At 68.1% G+C, this 19,560-nt stretch carries 19 protein-coding genes; 7 read left to right on the plus strand and 12 right to left on the minus strand.

Annotated features, from left to right (window positions below; all coding sequences use genetic code 11):
* Positions 1-120 precede the first annotated feature (120 nt).
* Entirely contained in the window at positions 121-1,119 is a 999-nt protein-coding gene (locus ACIA8E_RS37705; RefSeq protein ID WP_330245290.1) for an inorganic phosphate transporter, read from the minus strand.
* A gap of 5 nt (positions 1,120-1,124) precedes the next feature.
* On the minus strand, positions 1,125-1,745 hold the full coding sequence (locus tag ACIA8E_RS37710) for a DUF47 domain-containing protein (RefSeq protein ID WP_030924980.1): 621 nt from the start codon (positions 1,743-1,745) through the stop codon (positions 1,125-1,127).
* Between the two features lie 201 nt (positions 1,746-1,946).
* On the opposite strand from ACIA8E_RS37710, the gene ACIA8E_RS37715 reads away from it, so the two are divergent.
* Positions 1,947-2,312, plus strand: coding sequence for a metal-sensitive transcriptional regulator (locus ACIA8E_RS37715; RefSeq protein WP_267004387.1), 366 nt, complete (start codon positions 1,947-1,949; stop codon positions 2,310-2,312).
* A gap of 70 nt (positions 2,313-2,382) precedes the next feature.
* On the opposite strand, the gene ACIA8E_RS37720 is transcribed toward ACIA8E_RS37715, so the two are convergent.
* Both ACIA8E_RS37720 and ACIA8E_RS37725 read right to left on the minus strand, forming a co-directional pair.
* Entirely contained in the window at positions 2,383-2,583 is a 201-nt protein-coding gene (locus tag ACIA8E_RS37720) for a hypothetical protein (RefSeq protein ID WP_399305531.1), read from the minus strand.
* A gap of 99 nt (positions 2,584-2,682) precedes the next feature.
* Positions 2,683-3,603: a hypothetical protein gene (locus ACIA8E_RS37725; RefSeq protein WP_399305534.1), complete on the minus strand. Its 921-nt coding sequence runs from the start codon at positions 3,601-3,603 to the stop codon at positions 2,683-2,685.
* A gap of 134 nt (positions 3,604-3,737) precedes the next feature.
* On the opposite strand from ACIA8E_RS37725, the gene ACIA8E_RS37730 reads away from it, so the two are divergent.
* Positions 3,738-3,932 carry a hypothetical protein gene (locus tag ACIA8E_RS37730; protein ID WP_399305536.1) on the plus strand — a complete coding sequence of 65 codons (195 nt, stop codon included), beginning with the start codon at positions 3,738-3,740 and terminating at the stop codon, positions 3,930-3,932.
* A gap of 105 nt (positions 3,933-4,037) precedes the next feature.
* The gene (locus ACIA8E_RS37735; protein ID WP_399305539.1) at positions 4,038-5,633 is read left to right on the plus strand and encodes an FAD-binding oxidoreductase; all 1,596 of its coding nucleotides are present in this window, start codon (positions 4,038-4,040) and stop codon (positions 5,631-5,633) included.
* Between the two features lie 60 nt (positions 5,634-5,693).
* On the opposite strand, the gene ACIA8E_RS37740 is transcribed toward ACIA8E_RS37735, so the two are convergent.
* The 7 genes from ACIA8E_RS37740 to ACIA8E_RS37770 form a co-directional block, all read right to left on the minus strand.
* Positions 5,694-6,422, minus strand: coding sequence for a phosphatase PAP2 family protein (locus ACIA8E_RS37740; RefSeq protein WP_399305542.1), 729 nt, complete (start codon positions 6,420-6,422; stop codon positions 5,694-5,696).
* 320 nt (positions 6,423-6,742) lie between these two features.
* Positions 6,743-7,753, minus strand: a complete 1,011-nt coding sequence (locus ACIA8E_RS37745; protein ID WP_399305544.1) for an NlpC/P60 family protein — start codon at positions 7,751-7,753, stop codon at positions 6,743-6,745.
* 108 nt (positions 7,754-7,861) lie between these two features.
* A complete protein-coding gene (locus ACIA8E_RS37750) occupies positions 7,862-8,428 on the minus strand; it encodes a hypothetical protein (protein WP_399305547.1) in 567 nt (188 codons plus the stop codon).
* Entirely contained in the window at positions 8,425-10,716 is a 2,292-nt protein-coding gene (locus ACIA8E_RS37755) for an alpha/beta hydrolase (protein WP_399305550.1), read from the minus strand. The genes ACIA8E_RS37750 and ACIA8E_RS37755 overlap by 4 nt, the downstream gene beginning before the upstream one ends.
* Before the next feature lie 228 nt (positions 10,717-10,944).
* A complete protein-coding gene (locus ACIA8E_RS37760; RefSeq protein ID WP_399305553.1) occupies positions 10,945-11,487 on the minus strand; it encodes a hypothetical protein in 543 nt (180 codons plus the stop codon).
* Positions 11,484-13,274, minus strand: coding sequence for an alpha/beta hydrolase (locus ACIA8E_RS37765; RefSeq protein WP_399305555.1), 1,791 nt, complete (start codon positions 13,272-13,274; stop codon positions 11,484-11,486). Before ACIA8E_RS37765 ends, ACIA8E_RS37760 begins: the two co-directional genes overlap by 4 nt.
* Complete coding sequence (locus ACIA8E_RS37770) at positions 13,271-13,666, minus strand: hypothetical protein (RefSeq protein WP_399305558.1); 396 nt, start codon at positions 13,664-13,666, stop codon at positions 13,271-13,273. Before ACIA8E_RS37770 ends, ACIA8E_RS37765 begins: the two co-directional genes overlap by 4 nt.
* Positions 13,667-14,023: 357 nt before the next feature.
* Here ACIA8E_RS37770 and ACIA8E_RS37775 point away from each other — a divergent pair, with 357 nt between their 5' ends.
* From ACIA8E_RS37775 to ACIA8E_RS37790, 4 genes are all read left to right on the plus strand, one after another.
* Positions 14,024-15,019 carry a DUF1259 domain-containing protein gene (locus ACIA8E_RS37775; protein WP_399305561.1) on the plus strand — a complete coding sequence of 332 codons (996 nt, stop codon included), beginning with the start codon at positions 14,024-14,026 and terminating at the stop codon, positions 15,017-15,019.
* A gap of 251 nt (positions 15,020-15,270) precedes the next feature.
* Complete coding sequence (locus ACIA8E_RS37780) at positions 15,271-16,476, plus strand: cytochrome P450 (protein WP_399305564.1); 1,206 nt, start codon at positions 15,271-15,273, stop codon at positions 16,474-16,476.
* A gap of 619 nt (positions 16,477-17,095) precedes the next feature.
* Positions 17,096-18,160, plus strand: coding sequence for a type III polyketide synthase (locus tag ACIA8E_RS37785; protein ID WP_399305567.1), 1,065 nt, complete (start codon positions 17,096-17,098; stop codon positions 18,158-18,160).
* A gap of 99 nt (positions 18,161-18,259) precedes the next feature.
* On the plus strand, positions 18,260-18,574 hold the full coding sequence (locus tag ACIA8E_RS37790) for a DUF4328 domain-containing protein (protein WP_399305570.1): 315 nt from the start codon (positions 18,260-18,262) through the stop codon (positions 18,572-18,574).
* Between the two features lie 112 nt (positions 18,575-18,686).
* On the opposite strand, the gene ACIA8E_RS37795 is transcribed toward ACIA8E_RS37790, so the two are convergent.
* Positions 18,687-19,436 carry a TetR/AcrR family transcriptional regulator gene (locus ACIA8E_RS37795; protein ID WP_399305573.1) on the minus strand — a complete coding sequence of 250 codons (750 nt, stop codon included), beginning with the start codon at positions 19,434-19,436 and terminating at the stop codon, positions 18,687-18,689.
* Between the last annotated feature and the right edge of the window lie 124 nt (positions 19,437-19,560).

Genomic DNA, 19,560 nt, shown 5'->3' on the forward strand with positions numbered 1-19,560 from the left:
GCCCTTCGGCAGACCGGTCAGGACCGGTCGGGGATGCCTCGGAGCGCACATCGAGCCCGTCCGGGGATCGAGGACGAAGCGGCCACCGGACGCCCCCGGCACCCAGCAGTCCTGGCCGTCCTAGCCGAACATCAGCACAACAAGCCCGTAACTGGCCGCAGCCACCAACGCCGCAGCCGGCATCGTGATGAACCACCCGAGGATGATGTTCTTCGCGACCCCCCACCGCACAGCGTTCACCCGCTTCGTCGCCCCCACACCCATGATCGCCGAGGTGATCACATGCGTCGTGGAGATCGGCGCGTGAAACAGGTACGCCGAGCCGAACATGATCGACGCCCCGGTCGTTTCGGCGGCGAAACCCTGCGGCGGGTCCAGCTCGATGATCTTCCGGCCGAGCGTCCGCATGATCCGCCAGCCACCCGCGTACGTACCCAGCGAGAGCATCAGCGCGCAGACGAGCTTCACCCAGACCGGGATCGGGTCGTTCGGACCTTCGACATCGGCGATGACCAGCGCCATCACCACGATGCCCATCGTCTTCTGCGCGTCCTGCAGACCGTGCCCGAGCGCCATCCCGGCAGCCGAGACCGTCTGCGCGATCCGGAAACCGCGCTTGGCCTTGTGCGGGTTGGAATTCCGGAACATCCACATGATCGCGACCATCACCAGATAGCCGACGATCAGACCCACGACGGGCGAGATGAACATCGGAATGACGATCTTGTCGAGCACCCCGTCCCAGTGCACCATCGTTCCGCCGGCCAGCGCCGCACCGACCATGCCACCGAAGAGGGCGTGCGAGGACGACGACGGCAGCCCGAAGTACCAGGTCACGAGGTTCCAGATGATCGCGCCGACGAGTGCGGCGAAGAGGATGCCCATCCCCTTCTGCCCCTCGGGCGTCGCGATCAGGCCCTCACTGACGGTCTTGGCGACCCCCTGGCCCAGGAAGGCACCGGCGAGGTTCATCACTGCGGCCATCGCCAGGGCCGCCCGCGGGGTCAGTGCCCGGGTGGAGACCGAGGTGGCGATGGCGTTCGCCGAGTCGTGGAAGCCGTTCGTATAGGTGAAGCCGAGCGCGACAGCAATGGTCACGACCAGCGCAAAGGTGTCCACGTGGTTCAGGACTCCTTGACCGCGATGGTCTCCACCGTGTTGGCGACGTGCTCGAACGCGTCGGCCGCCTCTTCCAGCACATCCACGATCTGCTTGAGCTTCAGCACCTCAATGGCGTCGTACTTGCCGTTGAAGAGGTGGGCGAGCAGCTTCCGGTGGATCTGGTCGGCCTGGTTCTCCAGACGGTTGACCTCGATCCAGTACTCGGTGAGGTTGTCCATCGTCCGCAGACTCGGCATCGCCTCGGCGGTCAGCTCGGCCGCCCGCGCCAGTACCTCGATCTGCTGCTCGACACCCTTGGGGAGTTCTTCGACCTGGTACAGCACGACCAGGTCGACGGCCTCCTCCATGAAGTCCATGATGTCGTCGAGCGACGATGCGAGGTTGTAGATGTCCTCGCGGTCGAACGGCGTGATGAATGAGGAGTTCAGCTGGTGGAAGATCGCGTGGGTGGCATCGTCCCCTGCGTGCTCCGCTGCCCGCATACGCTCCGCGATCTCGACTCGGGAGGCAGAGTCCGCCCCGAGCAGTTCCATCAGGAGTTTCGAGCCCGTGACGATGTTGTCCGCGGATGCGGAGAACATGTCGTAGAAGCTCGTCTCCCTGGGGGTCAGACGAAAGCGCACGTGGGGTCCTCGGGATGCTTTGGATTCGGTCAGGCTGATGCTAGGCGCATCATCCGGCCACGGCTAACCGGCGTTCTTCAGTGTCGCGCATCGGACACAGTGATCAGCACGGGCCCCCGGTCACGTTTCAGCTGAGTTCGTTAGGATATACCCACCAGGGGTATATAAAACGGCGGAGTAAAGGGAAAACGGGAGGCAGTGATGAGCACCACCGAGGCCACGGAGGCCACGGGTCCTGCGGAAGCGACGGACCCCACATCGATCGTCACCGACCACGACCGCGGCATACATGGCTACCACCACCAGAAGGCCGAGCACGTCAAACGGCTGCGCCGGATCGAGGGCCAGATCCGCGGCCTGCAGCGGATGGTCGACGAGGACGTCTACTGCATCGACATACTGACCCAGGTCTCGGCGTCCACGAAGGCCCTCCAGTCGTTCGCGCTCCAGCTCCTGGAGGAGCATCTGCGGCACTGCGTCGCCGACGCGGCAGTCAAGGGCGGCGAGGAGATCGACGCGAAGGTCGAGGAAGCCACGAAGGCGATCGCCCGCCTCCTGCGCACCTGAGGTGACCCCACCTGACGTGGGCTTCCTTCACCCCTTCAGCAACGCCCTCCCGACCGGCCCCCTTCGTCCGTCATCGCCGGTGGTCGGCCTGCCGGGGGACGGTGGTGCGTTCGGCGGTGGCAGTCACCTTGACGTCGAGCACTTCGTCGATACGGTCCGCACTGAGCCGTTCCCCGATCGCCGCCGATGCCGCGATCATCAGCTCACCGCACAGCTCGATCTCGGCAAGGGCCACATGGTCGTGATCGGTCCGAGCGCTGAGCGTCACCACGTACGTCACCTCTCACTGCCGTCGCCGACTTCCTAGCGTAGGGAGCGGACCGCGCGCCGCGCATGGCACGGACGGACCATTTCGGCCCCGCCGGATGCACTACCGCTGCCCCTGTTGGATCTTCCCGGTGTAGATGTCCCGATCGTCCGGAAGCTGTACGGTGACCGGCACCCCGAACCCGGACAGCAGCGTCGTCGACACCACCTGTACCGTCGGGCCGCCGTCGCCCCCGTTGGCGAAGCTGAACCGGTGCCGCACCTTCCGCAGCCGCCCCGCCTCGTCCAGATACACGTCGAACGGCACCGCGTTCGTGCGGAACCCTCGCGCCGCCGCGGCCAGCGCATCGCGTGATCCCGGCGAGGCGGCCCGCGCCGCCCGCCCGATGTCCGCGGTCCCCCGGTAGTGCCGGACCGGCACCCCGGCCAGCTCGCTCCGCCCCACGTACGTGACCTCGCGCGCCCCGCGAAGCAGCTCGGCGGCGGCCATCGGGTCGGTGGCCCCGCCGGTGACCAGATTGCCGTCCTCCAGAGCCGTCGTATCGACCCTGACCCACTTGCTGCCGGGTACTCCGGCGCCACGGTTCTTCATGTACAGCGCGCCGGGGGTGAAGAGCTCGGTGATGGGACGGTGTTCCTCCTCGCCCGCGGCGTCCTTCGGCAGCACGAGCGTGAGCCGGCCGAGCTGCTTGCGGAAGTCGTACGTGCCCCGCCCGGTGATCGTCACCCGCGTCCCGCCGGCCGCGGTCTCCATCGACGTACGCACCTCGGCGCTTCCGGCAACGGCCTGCCCCCCTGGCTGATTTTCGCCCCTCCCGTCGGCCCCGGCGAGCACCTCGGCCGCCCGGTGGACGATGTCGACGGAATCGGCCCCGCCCCGTTCGTCCGCGACGGCCCGGCCGCCGACGACACCGCCGCTTCCGCCACCGGCCGAGCATCCGGCGGTCGCCGCCATCACGCCCACCACGGCGAGGGCGCAGACGGCGCGCGCCCCGCCTCCGGACCTGTGCTGCTGCACCACCATCGCCTGCCAACCCCCAACGACGTAACTGCTTGCCCGAGCACCCCGCCCGCTTCGCATAACGACCACCCGTGTCCCCCGTCACGCCGTGCCCGCAGGGCTCACCGCCAGGTGGCCGTCCCCAGTACCGTGGACGCGTGTATCACCAGCACACCGACGAGGCCCCGCCGACCGCTCCCTGCGCAGCGACCGCGTCCTCCGCGCACCAGCCGTTCACCATCGAACGCGGCTCGTTCTGCATCGCCCGCTGCAGCTGCGGCTGGACCGGTCCGGCCCGTCGCTCGCGCGACCGCGCCCGCACGGACGCCGAAGAGCACCGCTCCGCCCCCTGATCACCGATCCCCCCTCTGATCGCCGATCGCTTCCCCGATCGCCGATCACCTCCCCCCGCTCGCTGATCACCCTGACCCGCGACGAGGCCATCCCCCGGAGGTCCGATGAACCTGCCGAACCGGCGCACCCTGCTCACCGCGGGCGCGGCAACAGCTCTCGCCGGCGTCACCGCATGCAACAAGGCCAGCTCCGGCTCCGACTCCGGCAGCAGCACTTCCACCACCACGACCCGCACCCCGTCGAAACCACCCGCCTCATCGGCCTCCGCCACCCCGAAGGGTCCGGCGAACTGGTCCGCCCTGGCCAAGAGCCTCGACGGCACGCTCGTACGCCCCGGCGACGCCACCTATCCGACGGCCCGCCAGCTCTACAACACCCGGTTCGACAACCTGAAACCCGCGGCGGTCGCCTACGTCCGGCACGAGGCGGACATCCGCGAGTGCCTGGCTTTCGCCCGCCGCAGTGCCACACCCGTCTCCATCCGCAGCGGCGGCCACTCCTACGCGGGCTGGTCGAGCGGCAACGGCCGCCTGGTCATTGACGTCTCGTCACTCTCCCGCGTCGACCGGGACGGCACCATCGGTGCGGGCGCCAAGCTGGCCGACGTCTACTGGGGTCTCACTCCGCACGGCCTGACGATCCCCGGCGGCTCCTGTCCGACGGTCGGCATCTCCGGCCTGACCCTCGGCGGCGGCCACGGTGTCGCATCCCGCGCATACGGCCTGACCTGCGACAGCCTCACCGCGGCCACCCTCGTCACGGCCGACGGCAAGACCGTCACCGCCGACGCCAAGCACCACCCGGACCTCTTCTGGGCGCTGCGCGGCGCGGGCAACGGCAACTTCGGTGTGGTCACCGAGCTGAAGTTCCGCACCCGCCCGGCCCCGCAGACCGTGATGGCGTACATGTCGTGGCCCTGGTCACGCGCCCAGTCCGTGATCACGGCCTGGCAGGCGTGGGGCCCGAGCCAGCCCGACGAGATCTGGTCGTCCGCGCATCTGGCGGCCGGCCCGGGCGGCGGCAACCCGACGGTGTCGATCGCCGCTTTCAGCCTCGGCACCTACGGCGACCTGCAGAATGCGGTCGACCGCCTCGCCGACCGGATCGGCGCATCGGCCACCTCGGTCTCGCTGCGCCGCCGCAGCTACCAGGACTCGATGCTCGTGTACGCGGGCTGCTCGACCATCACCGAGGCCCAGTGCCATCTGCCGGGCAGGACACCCGGCCGCACCCCGCAGGGCACCCTCCAGCGCGAGACGTACGCCGCCGCGTCCGACTTCTTCGACCACTCCCTGTCCCCGGCAGGTGTTCGCGCCCTGCTCCAACGGGCCGAGGCGTTCACCCGGATCGGCGTGAGCCCCAGCGGTGGCGGCGGATCGATCGCACTGACGGCGCTCGGCGGGGCGATCAACCGGGTCGCCCCGGCCTCGACGGCCTTCGTCCACCGACGCTCCCGGATGCTCGCCCAGTACATCGGCTCCTGGCGCCCCGGCACCGCGGGAACCGCCCAGCAGAACTGGCTGAAAAGCACACACGCGGCGCTGCACCCCTACGCGTCCGGTGCTGCGTACCAGAACTACACCGACCCGACGCTGCGGGACTGGCGGCAGGCGTACTACGGCACGGCGAACAGCCGTCTGACCCGTCTGAAGAGTCAGTACGACCCCGGGCGGCTGTTCACGTTCCCGCAGGCGCTGTGACGTGGGGCGGCGGGCCGCGGAACGAATCCCGGCCCGCCGCCGAACGTCCGCATCTGCTGCCTACGCGGCCAGATCCTTCTCACCGACGCCGCCGCCCGACCCCGGGCGCGGCTCGGGGATCCCGAGCGCCCCGCCCCGGCCCTCGGCCGTGGCCGGCACCGGACGGCGCGACCGCACCAGCCGACCCACCCGTTCCGACCGGGAGACGGCCGTCACCACCGGAGTCAGCAGCGCCATCGCGAGCGGTGCGAGCAGAAGTGCGGTGGCCGTGCCGAGCGCGAATCCGCCGATGACGTCGGTGGGGTAGTGGACCCCCATGTATACCCGGCAGAACCCTTCCACCAGCGCGAGGGCGATCGCGGCGAAGCCGAACTTACGGTTGGCCACGAACAGCCCGACGGCCAGAGCCATCGCCATGGTCGCGTGGTCGCTCACAAAGGAGAAGTCGTCCTTCCCCGACACGAGGACGTCCAGCCCCTGGTGGTCGCGGAACGGACGCGGCCGCTCCACGAAGCCCCGGATCGGAATGTTGACGAGCAGTGCGATACCGGCGGAGAGGGGTGCCCAGACGATCCCGGCGACAGCCGTCACCGAGTCGTCGGCCGTGCCGCGCCGGCGAACGCTCCACCAGCACCACACGACCACCAGGACCATGCCGAGCATGATCCCGTACTCGCCGACGAACTCCATGATCCGGTCGAACCAGGTCGGAGCGGACTTCGCGAGCCCGTTGATGTCGTAGAGCAGGCTGACGTCGGGGTTCGACCCATCCAGTGCGAGTCCAGCCATCTGCTGCGGCCCCTTGCCTTGTCTGCTGCCGCGGTGCACGCCCGTGTGCACCGCTTATGACGAACCCCTGTGTTCGGTTCGACCACTGCTTCGATCGCTACTTCGATCCCTGCGGCGATCGCTACTGCGTGATGCGTGTGGCTGTGCCGGTCAGTGCCACATGGTCAGTGCGCATGCTGTCCCAGTCCAGGGAACGACACGCTCCGGGCGTACGTTCCACTCTCCACCGAATGATCACCATGACGTTATCGAAGAGTGACTCATCGTCGCAGCTCAGGGCCCAGGCTTCACGGAGAGTTCCGGCCATGGCCGACCCTGCGTCATACCGTCGGGAGGGCCGTCGGAAGGGCCGCGGCCCCGTCCTTCGTGACGCGTGTCGCACCGAAGTAGTCGGGCGTGTCGATCTTGTCGAACCGGATCACGGCCCCGGTGTACGGCGCATTGATCATGTATCCGCCGCCGACGTACAGCCCGACGTGGTGGATCGCCCGGGAGTTGGCCAGGTCGTCCGAGAAGAACACCAGGTCACCCGGGAGCAGCTCGTCCCGTGAGGGGTGCGGCCCGGCGTTGTACTGATCGTTCGCCACGCGCGGCAGCTCGATGTCGACGGTCCGGTACGCGGCCTGCGTCAGCCCGGAACAGTCGAACCGGCCACCCTGATCCGCCGTGCCGTTCCCGCCCCACAGGTACTTCGTACCGAGCTTCTTCTGCGCGAAGTAGATCGCCCCGGCCGCCTGCCGCGACGGCTCGATCCGGCCGACCGGCCGGGCGAAGCTCTTCTCCAGGGACCGGATGATCTTGACGTAGTTCTGTGTCTCGGAGATCTGCGGTACGCCACCCGCCCTGATCACCCGGTACGCACCGGCGTTGTACGCGGCGAGCATGTTGTCGGTCTGATCCCCCGGCACCTTCTTCACATAACCGGCGAGTTCGCAGTCGTAGCTGGCGGCGGACGGGATCGCGTCGGCCGGATCCCATACGTCCCGGTCCCCGTCGCTGTCCCCGTCTATCCCGTGACCGGCCCAGGTCCCGGGGATGAACTGCGCGATGCCCTGCGCCTCGGCCGGGCTCTGGGCCCTGGGGTTCCACCCGCTCTCCTGGTAGAGCTGGGCAGCCAGCAGAGCGGGGTTGATGGCCGGGCAGAGGTTTCCCCACTTCTGGACGAGCGGCTGGAACTTCGCCGGCACCGCCCCCTTGGCCAAGCCGACGGCGCCGTTGGTACCGGCGCTGCCGAGGCCGGCGGCAGCCGAATACGTACCGACGACGAGCAGCGCCACGAAGCACATGGCCAACCCGATGCCGATCCCACCGACCACCCAGAATTTGCGCACCCCACAACCATCCCCCATCGGGGCAGGGTTCAAGGGCAGTTTCGCGGGTGTGTGCGAGTTGTCCGGATCACCACGGTCATGGATGCCATCGGCGTCACTGACCAGACATCAGGACGCCTCGGCGGACCAGTAGTCGGAGCGGACGTCGGGACGTGGCAGCGGGTAGACACCTTCGTACGAAGGGCCGTTCGGCTCGGAGGTGGAATCGGCGACCTTCGACTCCTTCACGCAAGGGCTGTCCGCCTCGAAGAACGCCTGCCCCTCTCCGCGGAAACTCAGGCTGATGCCGAACCCGGCCTTCGTCTGCGCGTACACCGCCGGAAACTCCTTGTCGTTGTTGATCCCCTTGATCCGGAAGTCGTTCTTCCGCCAGAACTTCTCCACCTTGTCCAGGAATTCCTCCCGCCGCCCGGCCGACACGATGGTCATCACGGTGCGCCTGCGGGTCACGTCGCAGCTTCCCGTTGTGGTCGGGCCGTGCGCCCACTGCACCTCGGGCTCGATGGCCTTCAGCACTGCGTCGAGCATGTCGTCGGACCGGTCGGCCGCTCCCTGCATGTCCATGGCGCCCTTCTTCCCTCCTGCACCGGTCGTCTGCAGGGGGTCGTTCCCGCAGCCGGAAAGCGAGAAGCCGAGAGCCAGGGCCACCGCAACGATCTGGAACATTCGCTTCATCGCTGTTCCTCCATCTTGAGCCGGTTGGAGTGGCCCGACACGATCAGAGCGATGCTGTCCGCCGACATGGCGTCCCGCACCGGATCAAAGTACTGGGAGTGCGCCTCCCCGCTCAGGCCATGGCTGCTGATCACCGGTGGTCCGTCGGCCACGGGGAAGCGCCTGGCCCCGAATGCCTTGCTCGCCGGGTCCTTGCCGAACCACAGATCGTCGTCCCCCGGGTCGGCCAGATCCCCGGCGAGGTACGCCCCGGCGGGCCCCGCCAGCACCAACCCCACAGCGCCGACGGCCGACTGCAGCTTGGACGGGAGCTTGGTCACCGGGTCGTTCGCCGCGGCTCCGACGAAGACATGGCCTGCGCCCACCCCGAGGTCCACAGCATGGTCCACACCCACACCGGGACTGCCGACCAGGATGATGTCGTCGACGCCCGGAATCCCACCGAGGCGCTGCGTCGCAGCGCCCACGGTCCGCGAGCCGTAGGAATGTCCGATCGCCGTCAGATGGGGATCCTTGTTCTGATTGGTGGCTGCGATGCCGCCCATGAAGTCGCTGTAGGCGGCCCCGCCCTTCACCGCCCGGCCGTCGCCCATGACTGCCAGGCTCCCCAGCCCGTCCGGTGCCTGCGGAGCGTCGTAACCGAGCCAGACGATCGCCGCGCTCGATCGGTCGTACCCCTGGGCACCGATCGCCGTGTCCCGGGCCCGCTTGAGGTCGTTCTTCGCGAACTCCTCGTCCAGGGAGGTATTCAGCCCCGGCACATACGCCGACACGTTCTTCGACGTGTCCGGATTCCCGTACGAGACGATCGCCCGCCCGTTGCCCTCGTCCCCGATACCGAGCAGGAACATCGGCGGCTGCTTCCCGTTCTCCTTCAACTGCCGGTCGATCTCCCGCAACCCCGTCAGCTGCTTCTCCGACTCCGCGTCGTCCTGACCCTCCAACTTCCCGATCAGATCACGCAGGTTGTCGCGGTTGGCCGCGTCACGCGTCGCCGCCGGGATCCCGTCCAGATTGCCTATCCGGTCCGGGGAGACCACGAGGTACCGATCGCGCCGATCCTGCGTCAGCCCGTCCCACCACGCCTTGCGCGCGGCCGGCGTGGCATCGCGCGGGATGCGGGCGTCGAGGTAGTCGCGCTCGGCCTGCTGCACCACCGCCCCGACACGGGAGCCGGAGCCTGGCAGCCCCGCCCCCACGCGACCGGCGCCGGTCGAAGCCCTGATCAGGTCCCCGGCCGCACCGGCACGGTCGCCCCGGGACCACTTGTCGTTCGCACTCTGCGCGTACTGGACCACCTGGTCACCCAGGTTCCTGCCGCTCGTGACGGGGTGAAGAACGGTATCGGCAGCACCGGTGACATCACCCCACAGGCCGTCACCGACGAGCCCCGTGAAGAACCCGCCACCCTCCGCCGCCGCCTGATCGGTCCCGTTCGGCCGGCCACTGCCCTTGCCGGCCTGGGTGGCTAAGTCACCGCTGTCGGTACTGCTGTCGGTCCCCCCGGCGCCCCCGGTGGCGGCGCTGCCACCGGAGGCCGTACCCCCGGACGCAGCCGACCCCCCGGAATCGGTACCACCGGACGCGACCGATCCACCTGAGTCCGACCCGCCCGAATCCGACCCGCCGGATACTGCGGAACCGCCCGAGTCCGTACCACCGGAGCCCGTTCCACCACCGCTCGATGTCCCACCGTCCGCACCGGCATCATGGCCGGCCACCACGTTCCCGTCCGTTGCCGGGCAGGCGCTCCCGGTCAGTTGGCAGATCGCACTCCGGATCTCGCCGGTCAGCTGTCCACCGACCTCCGTCGCCATGAGCGCGCCGACCAGAGCGACGACCACCAGGACCGTTCCCAGGTACTCCATCGCGCTCTGGCCGCGGTCCCGGCTCGGCGTGATCAACCGCAGAAGAATGAACGGCTTCTGGGTGCCGCGTTGTTCGACACCGAGTTCGAACCACGCGCGTAGACTTCGATGAAAAAGAAGAACGACGACGACGATCGGCATCACCAGTTGAGGCACACCTTGACCGCTGCCGTCGCTGCTCAGCGATGCCAGCGCACCAATGGCGAGCCAGACATGCACGGCAAGAAGACCGCGCCAGATCCAGACGCCACCGGTCCGCACATTCAGCGACAGTACGAATCCGGCGGTGCCCGGCAACGCCGCGTACAACAGCATCCCCAGCAACCGGCCGTCCACCGCATCGACCGAGGACGCCACCGTCAGCACGTCGATCGCACCTACGACGGTGACCACGAAGAGCACGCGGACGAGGATCAGCACCGCTTGCAGAACACTCGGCGGCGGCCGCTCGCCCGGACGGGCAATCACAGCACTCGCACCAGCACCGCCCGGAACCGCTAACCCTTGTAATCCAGACACGGCAAGTCCCCTACCTTGTGAGTGGGCGCAGTGATCAGCGGCCGGTCCGCCACTGCACGTATGCGACCACACAGGCACCGGACGGGGCATGGGCCCCAGGACCCAAAATGAGTCTCAAATTCCGCAACGTCAGGACGCGTCGGCCGACCAGAAGTCGGAGTGGACGTTGGGACGGGGTAGGGGATAAACGTCCTCGTAGGCGGGCCCGTTGGGCGGGGTGGTGGACTCGGCTACCTCCGACTCCTCGACGCATGGGCTGTCAACTTCGAAGAAGGCTTGACCTTTGCCGCCGATGCTGAGGGTGACACCGAAGCCATCTTTCGTCTGCGCAAAGATCGCTGGGACGTCGACATCACTATTGATGGCTTTGATCCGATAGCCGGCCTTGCGCCAGAAGCGATCTACAACTCCCAAGAAGCTGCCTCGGCGCTCCGCCGACACGATGGTCATTACGGTGCGCCTTCGAGTCACATCACAGCTACCCGTAGTGGTCGGGCCATGCGCCCACTGAACCTCCGGTTGAATTCCTTTCAATACAGCATCAAGAATGCCATCGGCATAGTCAGCTGCTTCTTGCATGTTCATATCTACCCTCTTCCCATCGTTCACACATCCGGAGAGCGACGCATACAGCAGTAGCGCCATCACGATGGTCAGGGAACGGTGACTCATCGGTACTCCTCCATCTTGATTTTGCGGGAGCGCCCCGCAGCGACCAGAGCGATGCTTTTAGCCGATACCGCATCCCTTTCTGGATCAAAGTACTGAGAGTGTGCATCGATTGAAATACCATTGCCACTGACCAGTCGCGGGCCGTCGCCCACCGGAAATCTCCTCGCACCAAATTCCCGACTAGCCGGGTCCTTGCCGAACCAGAGATCGTCATCTCCCGGGTCGGCTAGATCTCCAGCGACATTGGCAACGGATGGCCCTCCGGCGATCAATCCCACCGCGCCGACAACAGCCTCCTGTTTGGAAGGAAGCTTGGTCACCACGTCGTTCTCGGCCGCACCGACGAAGACGTGATCTTTCCCGACCCCGAGACCCTCAGCGTGGTCCACACCGACACCGGGACTGCCTACGAGGACGATGTCATCCACTCCGGGAATCCCGTCACCTTGCTGCGTGGCAGCTCCGACGGTGCGTGAGCCATAGGAGTGACCAATGGCCGTCAGGTGCGGGTTCTCATTGTCATTCGTAGCCACCAGCCCCTCCATGAAACCGTTGAATGCCAGACCACCCCTTTCTGCTCTGTCGTCACCCATTACCGCTAGACTTCTCAATCCGTCTGGTGACTGCGGTGCGTCATATCCAAGCCATGCGATCGCCGCACTGGAAGCATCGTGGTCGATGGTGCCGATCGCCGTGTCACGCGCCCGCTTAAGGTCCCCCTTCGCGAACTCCTCATCCAGAGACGTATTCAGCCCCGGCACATACGCCGACACATTCCTCGCCGTATCCGGATTCCCGTACGAGACGATCGCCCGTCCATTCCCCTCATCCCCGATCCCCAGCAGGAACATCGGCGGCTTCCGGTCATCGTGCAGCTGCCGGTCGATCTCCCGCAGCCCCGCCAGCTGCGTCTCCGCCCTCTCATCGTCCTGCCCCTCCAGCTTCCCGATCAGCAGCTGAAGGTTGTCCCGGTTGGCCGCATCCCGTACCACCGCCGGGATCCCGTCCAGGTTGCCGATCTGGTCCGGGTACACCGCGAGGTACTCCTCCCGCTGTTCCTGCGTCAGACCGGCCCACCACGCCTTCCGTTCGGCCGGGCTCGCAGCGCGCGGGATGGCGTCTTTCAGGTATCCGCGCGCCGCTCCCCGCACGGCTGCCGCGTCCGTCGCCGCGTCCGTCCAGGTGGCGTCGGGGACCTTCAGCCCCTCCTCGGCCTTCAACTTCCGCAGGATCCGCGCGTACCGCCAGTCGATCTCCGCGGCCGTCCGTACGGCCTTCTCCACCCGGTCCGCGATCTCCTGCGCCTTCGCCGCATGCGGGTTGGGTGCGACGAGCCCCGAGGACTGCAGCAGTCCCGGTAGCCCGCGTCCGCTCGCTGTCCCGCCCGGCAGCGGCTTCCCGTCGATCAGGCCTTCACCGGCCTCGGGGTACGTCACCGACCCGTCCGGGTGCACCGTGAACCTCAGGGCGTCCGCATCGCCCAACGCCCCCTGGAGCGCCCGCTGCTGGGCCCGCATCTCGTGCGCCAGGCTGTTCAGCGCGGTACGGAGCAGGCCGCACTCCGTGTACACGTACTGGAAGTTCCGGCTCAGCTGCCGCAGCCGCGCCACCGCCGCATCGGCCGCTTCGCCCTGCTGCGTACCGTGCAAGCCGTTCATCATCTGCTTGTCGATGCTGTCCCGGCCCGCGTCGGCCCGGTTGCTCGCCCGGCCCCACCCGTCGGCGGCGCCCTCCAGCTCGGCGCACTTCAGGTCGCGTAACTGCGACCACGTGAGCGTCGAAGTCACCGCCCACCGCCGCGCGCCGCCACCGGTGCGAAGGACTGCCTCACGGCCTCGTTCGTCTCGCCCTGGGCGCGGGCGACGTCCCGCAGATTCCCGGCGAGGCTCCGGCACTCGCCGCGCGCGGCTTCGATCCGCCGCTGCCACGACTCCCGTACGGCGCCCAGTTCGGTCAGTGCCTCCAGTCCGGCGGTCCCCGCCACGACGCCTTCGTGCGCGGTCTCCAGCTCGGACTTCACCGGACCCAGCTGCGTGTGCAGCGCATCCGCTCCCCCGGCGGCCCGCATCCAGGGTCCGTCGCTGTGCTTCAGCTCATCCCCGCCACCACCGCCTCCCCCTGCCCCGCCCAGATCACGCAGCCTCTGCCTCTGCCCGCCCACCACGGCCACACCGCTCACCCCGCTCCTTGATCGTGGAGCGGCACTGTGCCAAATCCGGCGCACCCGACACGCCGACCGCAGCAGCCCCCGGGACAGGCGTACGGCCCTGAATCCCAAGGCCCTACGCCCGCCTCACCGCCAGCAGGAATCACCCGAATGGTGGGCAGTCGAACCCCCGGTCAACGATCCGAACGCGGACCTCTGTCGAGCCGGACGACCCTCCCGACAAGCGATCAAGTTCGATGCACCGCTCAAGGCGCCACTCAAGGCACCGTTCGATGACAGATCGAAAAGACGCGTATGGACCATATAAGGCCAAGTCAATACCAATAACACACATTTCCCATGGTTTCATCTCGCCATGGAGGAGATCAGATGATGACTGGAGACAAACAGGCGGCCACGTCTCGGCGAAGCCTGCTGGCCGCTGCCGCACTGGCACCGGTGCTGGCCGCGGCAGGGCCGGCCGCCGCTCGCGCGATGCCCGACGGTGCGACCGGGGCCTGGCCTCACATGCGGGTCAAGCCGGTGACCACCACCATGGCGGACTGGGCGGCCGTAGCGAACGTGCTGGGCCGCAGCGGCAACCTGCTGCGAGGGACGACGTACCACACCCCCTTCCCCCGCGACGATCTTCGCGTCGTCGTCGAGGGCGACATCGTCATCACACCCGAGCTCGCACTCGGTGCGCACGTGGCCTTCGTCCGCTACGCCGACGGCAGCACGATGTGCATGGGTGATGTGGCGGTCACCGAGAGGGAACTGCAGCGGGTGATCGACGCCTGGCAGGCAAACGGAATCGCGCTGACCGCGCTCCATAAGCATCTGCCCGCCCACAGCCCCGACATCTGGTGGGTCCACGTCCACGGACACGGGCATGACGAACTGGCCCTGGCGCACGGCCTGCGCGCGGGATTCGAACGCACCGGCATCCCGCCGGCGACACCGTCCGGCCCGCCGAGCCCCGTCGACCTGGACATTGCCGGAATCGAAGCTGCGCTGGGCGCCGAGGGTTCCAGCGACGGCGTGGTCTACAAGGCCGTCTTCGCCCGCCGCGAGACGATCTGCGACGGCCATATGGAACTGCCCTCCGGTCTTGGCGCGACCAGCGCGTTCATCTTCCAGCCGCTGGGAAACGGCAGGGCAGCGCTCAGCGGCGACTGCGTCATGCTCGCCGAGGAGGTCCCGCACGTACTGGGAGCTCTGCGACGCGGCGGGATCGAGCTCGTCGAGCTGCACAACCACCACCTGTCGGAAAGCCCCCGTCTCTTCTTCACCCATTTCTGGGCCGTGGGCGACGCCGTCGAGCTCGCCGAAGGGCTGCGCCCCGCAGTGGATGCCACCAACGTGGTGCCGACCAGCGGCGTATGACGAACAGACGGCGGATTGCCGCCCCCACGGCATCCCCGCGCTGCCGGTGACGGTTCCTCGCTGTCGGCTGCCCCGCCCCCACCCGCCCCGCAGGCCATCACCGGGGGCGGGCCGCGACCCCTGCATGTGGGCCAATTGCCCCACAGCGGTGCGTGCCCCGGCGGTCGGCGGGGTACCCACGACATACCTATGCCCTACTTCATCCCGGTAGGTGCTGCATCGCCCCTCAGAACCCATTTCTGGAGCTCCGTATGGAACCAGTCACCACCTCGCGGGACTGCCCGTTCGACTATGCCGAGGCCCTCGAATTCGACCCGCTGCTCAGGCAGCTGCAGTCCGAAGAACCTGTTGCCCGCATCCGGCTGCCCCACGGCGACGGAGAGGCATGGCTCGTCACCGGCTACGACGACGTGCGCACGGTGACCACCGACCGGCGTTTCAGCCGCAGCGCCATCATCGGCAAGGACTTCCCGCGCATGACTCCTGAACCCATCGTTCAGGACGAGGCGATCAACGTGATGGACCCACCGGCCAGCAGCCGTCTGCGCAGCCTGATCTCCAAAGGCTTCGCGCCGCGCCACATGGAACGCATGCAGGTCCGCACCCAGCGTGTCGTCGATGAGCTGCTGGACCGGATGGAGGAGCACGGTTCGCCCGCCGACCTCTTCGAGCACCTGGCCGCCCCGCTGCCCCTGACCACTATCTGCGAGGTCCTCGACATTCCCGAGGACGACCGCTCACAACTGCGTGCGCACGCGCGGACCATGATGGACACGACCATCGAGAACCGGGACGACGCGGTACGGGCCAAGGCCGACCTCCGCGCCTACTTCAGCACGCTGACGGCGGACCGGCGCGAGAACCCGGGCGACGACCTGATCAGTGCGCTGGCCACCGCCCGCGACGGGGACGAGCTCCTCAACGACCAGGAACTGACCGTCATGGCCATGGTCCTGCTCATCACGGGCCAGGACACCACGACGTACCAGATCGGGAACATCGCCTACACCCTGCTCACCCGGCCCAAGGAGCTCGCCATGCTGCGCGAGCGTCCCGAGATGCTCCCGCAGGCCATCGAGGAGCTGTTGCGCTTCATCCCCTTCCGCAAGGGTGTCGGCATCCCCCGCGTCGCCCTGGAGGACGCGGAGCTGAGCGGGGTGAAGATCCGAGCAGGAGACATCGTGCACGTCTCCTACCTGACGGCCAACCGGGACGGCAGGAAGTTCGACCGGCCCGACGAGCTGGATCTGGAACGCAACGGTCCGTCCCACATGACCTTCGGCTGGGGCGGCCATCACTGTCTCGGCGCCCCGCTCGCCGCCACGGAACTCCAAGTCGCACTCGGAACCCTTCTGGAACGCTTCCCGGACCTCAGGCTGGCGAAGCCGGCCGAAGAAGTGCGTTGGAACAAGACGTCGATCTGGCGCTATCCCCTCGCACTCGACGTCACCTGGTGACATCGATAACTCAGCAAGACACCGACCCCTCCCGCCCGGCAACGAGGGCGGCGCCGATCGAGTGAACCAGCGCCACAACGGCGCGCGGACACCGGTGGGGCCGCCCCGCCGGTGTGGTGCCACGCCCCGCCCGGCGCGGTGCGTCCCGCCCCTCACGGGACGCGCCGCCGGCGGCGGGACGGGTCGCGTGCGGGCCGGAAAGCACCCGGTGCCGGGCCCGCTCACCGTCACCGGGGAAAGGGCTGTCATCGACCCCGGAAGGGCTGTGACCGGCCCGGCACCACCCCGGGAGACCGGCAGAGCCCGGAGCCATCGGGGCCGCCCCGACAGCGCGTTCTGCCCGAAATGCGACCCTCATCCGCCTGCCGTAGCGTGATGCGAGGGCCAGCCAAGGTATGGCGGAAAACCCTCTGTCCATACGCGGTGAGAACTTGGTCATTCGTCGGTCGGCCCGTCCGCGCCCGCTCCAGGGGCATCCCATCTCGGCACCGCAACCACCAACGACCCGCTTCGCGCAATTCCGCGCGTACCGCGCCGCAGTGGCGGCCGTCCGCCGGCGGATGCCCCGGATCCGTTCAGGGCTCGGCCGTGTGGACCACCGTCCGCTAGGAGGAGATCCATGGCGGTACTCTGCAAGCCGGCAATCGCAGTTCCCGAGTACGTCATCACCAAGGACGAAACACTCGAACTGGCACAACGATTGCACGGCGACCATCCGCAGCTCAGTCTCGTCCTCCGTCTGATCGAGAACACCGGTGTGCAGAAACGGCATCTGATCCAGCCGATCGAAAAGGTGCTGGAACACCCGGGGTTCGACGCCCGCAGCATCGTCTACGAGGCGCAGACCAAGGACCGAGTGCCGGCTGTTGTCCGCCAGGCACTCGACCAGGCGGAACTCGAGCCGTCACAGATCGACTTGATCATCTACGTCTCCTGCACCGGCTTCATGATGCCTCCGCCGACTGCATGGCTCATCGGCAAGATGGGCTTCCGGCCGGAGACACGACAGATGCCGATCGCCCAACTCGGCTGCGCCGCAGGCGGTGCGGCCGTCAACCGGGCCCACGACTTCTGCACGGCCTACCCGGACGCCAACGTCCTCATCGTCGCCTGCGAGTTCTGCTCGCTGTGCTACCAGCCCACCGATCTGGGTGTCGGATCCCTGCTGTCCAACGGCCTGTTCGGCGACGGAATCGCCGCGGCAGTGGTACGGGGCAACGGCGGCACCGGGATCCGCCTGGAACGCAACGGCTCGTACATCATCCCGGAAACCGAGGACTGGATCTCCTACGCCGTCCGGTCCACGGGCTTCCACTTCCAGCTCGACAAGCGCGTGCCCGGGACCATGGAACCGCTCGCCCCGGCCCTCAAGGCCGTCGCGGAGCAGCACCAGTGGAACGCCAGCAAGCTGGACTTCTACATCATCCACGCGGGTGGTCCGCGCATCCTGGACGACCTGAGCCTCTTCCTCGACGTGCCGCCCGAGGCGTTCCGCTTCAGCCGGGCGACGCTCACCGAGTACGGCAACATAGCCAGCGCGGTGGTACTCGATGCCCTGGCCCGCATGTTCGACGAGGCATCAACCCTCCACGGCCAGCGGGGCATAATGGCCGGCTTCGGACCGGGCATCACCGCCGAGATCTCCCTGGGCACCTGGACCTCGGAGCCCGAGGCGGAGGGCTGAGCCGCACAACAGCATGGTGTGCCCGCCCGGCGGCAACCCGACCGGGAAGCCCCGCGAACACACCACCCCGACCCCCGGTCCTCAGGCGCCTTGCGCAGCTTGAGGACCGGGGGCAGTACGTGCGGGCGGCCCCGTCGTATAGCTCTCGACATCCACCGGGCCGTCGGCCACGACCCCGCCCCGGACACCACCGTCACGCTCATCAACGCCTGGTGGGCAGCGTGGATCGCGCACATGGCGGGATCCGCGATGGTCACCTCCGCGAGCTACGCCGACTCCGTCGTTCTCTCAGTGGCGAGCCAGGCTCTGTATCTGATCGCCGCGGTGTTCGTCATCCTGGTCATCCAGCGGATCACCGCCGCGCAGACGAAGGCCGTCGCCATGTACGCACCGGTCGCGGTGCCGGCCGCCTGAGCGCCTTGGAACGGTTACGCGTCGGTCGGCACCGAGTGGTGGGGCCGCCCGGCCCGAGACCCGCATCCGACGCCTGCCGGCACCTGCGCAAGCCGACTTCACGGGTTCGGGTTCAGTCGCGCGGAAGCCGCATCGCCAGGCCGTCGAGGACGACTTCCAGGCCGTAGGCGAACTTGGTTTCGCGGATCTCGCCGGGGTCGAGAGCCATGGGAGCGGCGTACGAGTCGGCGAGGTGGTCGTGGCCGGCCGCGGCCCGCTGGGCGGCGGGCATGAGCCGGGCGATGAAGGCGGCCTCGGTCTCGCCGAAGCGGGCGACCGTGGTGAGCCAGGCCGCCTCCGTGGTGCTCATGCCGATGACGTAGGACAGGACGGTGTCGATCGCACGGCTCGGCTCGGGAAAGCCGGCGGCCGTGAACAGAGCGGCCAGCCGCTCGGAGAAGGACATGAGGTTCGGGCCCAGGTAGGCGAGGCCCGCCTGCCCCAGGACCGAGGACAGCCACGGGTGGCGCAGGGCCGTCGCCCGGAAGGACCGGGCGGCCTCCGTTGCGGCGGCGCGCCAGTCGGGGCTGTCCGCCTTGAGGTCTCCCCCGACGAAGTCCGGCGAGGGGACGACGATCTCGGCGGCGACCTCGTCCACCGCGAGCTCCATCAGCTCGTCCTTGGTCGCGACGTGCCGGTAGAGGGAGGTCGCGCCGGCGTTCAGGCGGGCGCCGAGCTTGCGCATGCTCAGTGCCTCGATGCCCTCGGCGTCCAGCATGGCGATCGCCTCGCGGACGATCGCGGCCCGGCTGAGTGCGGGCTGGTCGGGCGCGGGCTGCTGCCGGGCCCACACGGACGGGATCGGGTTCGACCTGGCGGCCATGGCCCTCCTTCAAGGCGTACAGCGTTCGCATCCAGCGTACAGGGAAGGAGTCTTGCGAACACTGTACTCAGCTGCGTACAGTGTTCGCATCGAAGGAACAGCGTGCGCAGCCGAAAGGAAATCC

The organism is Streptomyces sp. NPDC051664 (assembly GCF_044453545.1).
Classification (GTDB): domain Bacteria; phylum Actinomycetota; class Actinomycetes; order Streptomycetales; family Streptomycetaceae; genus Streptomyces.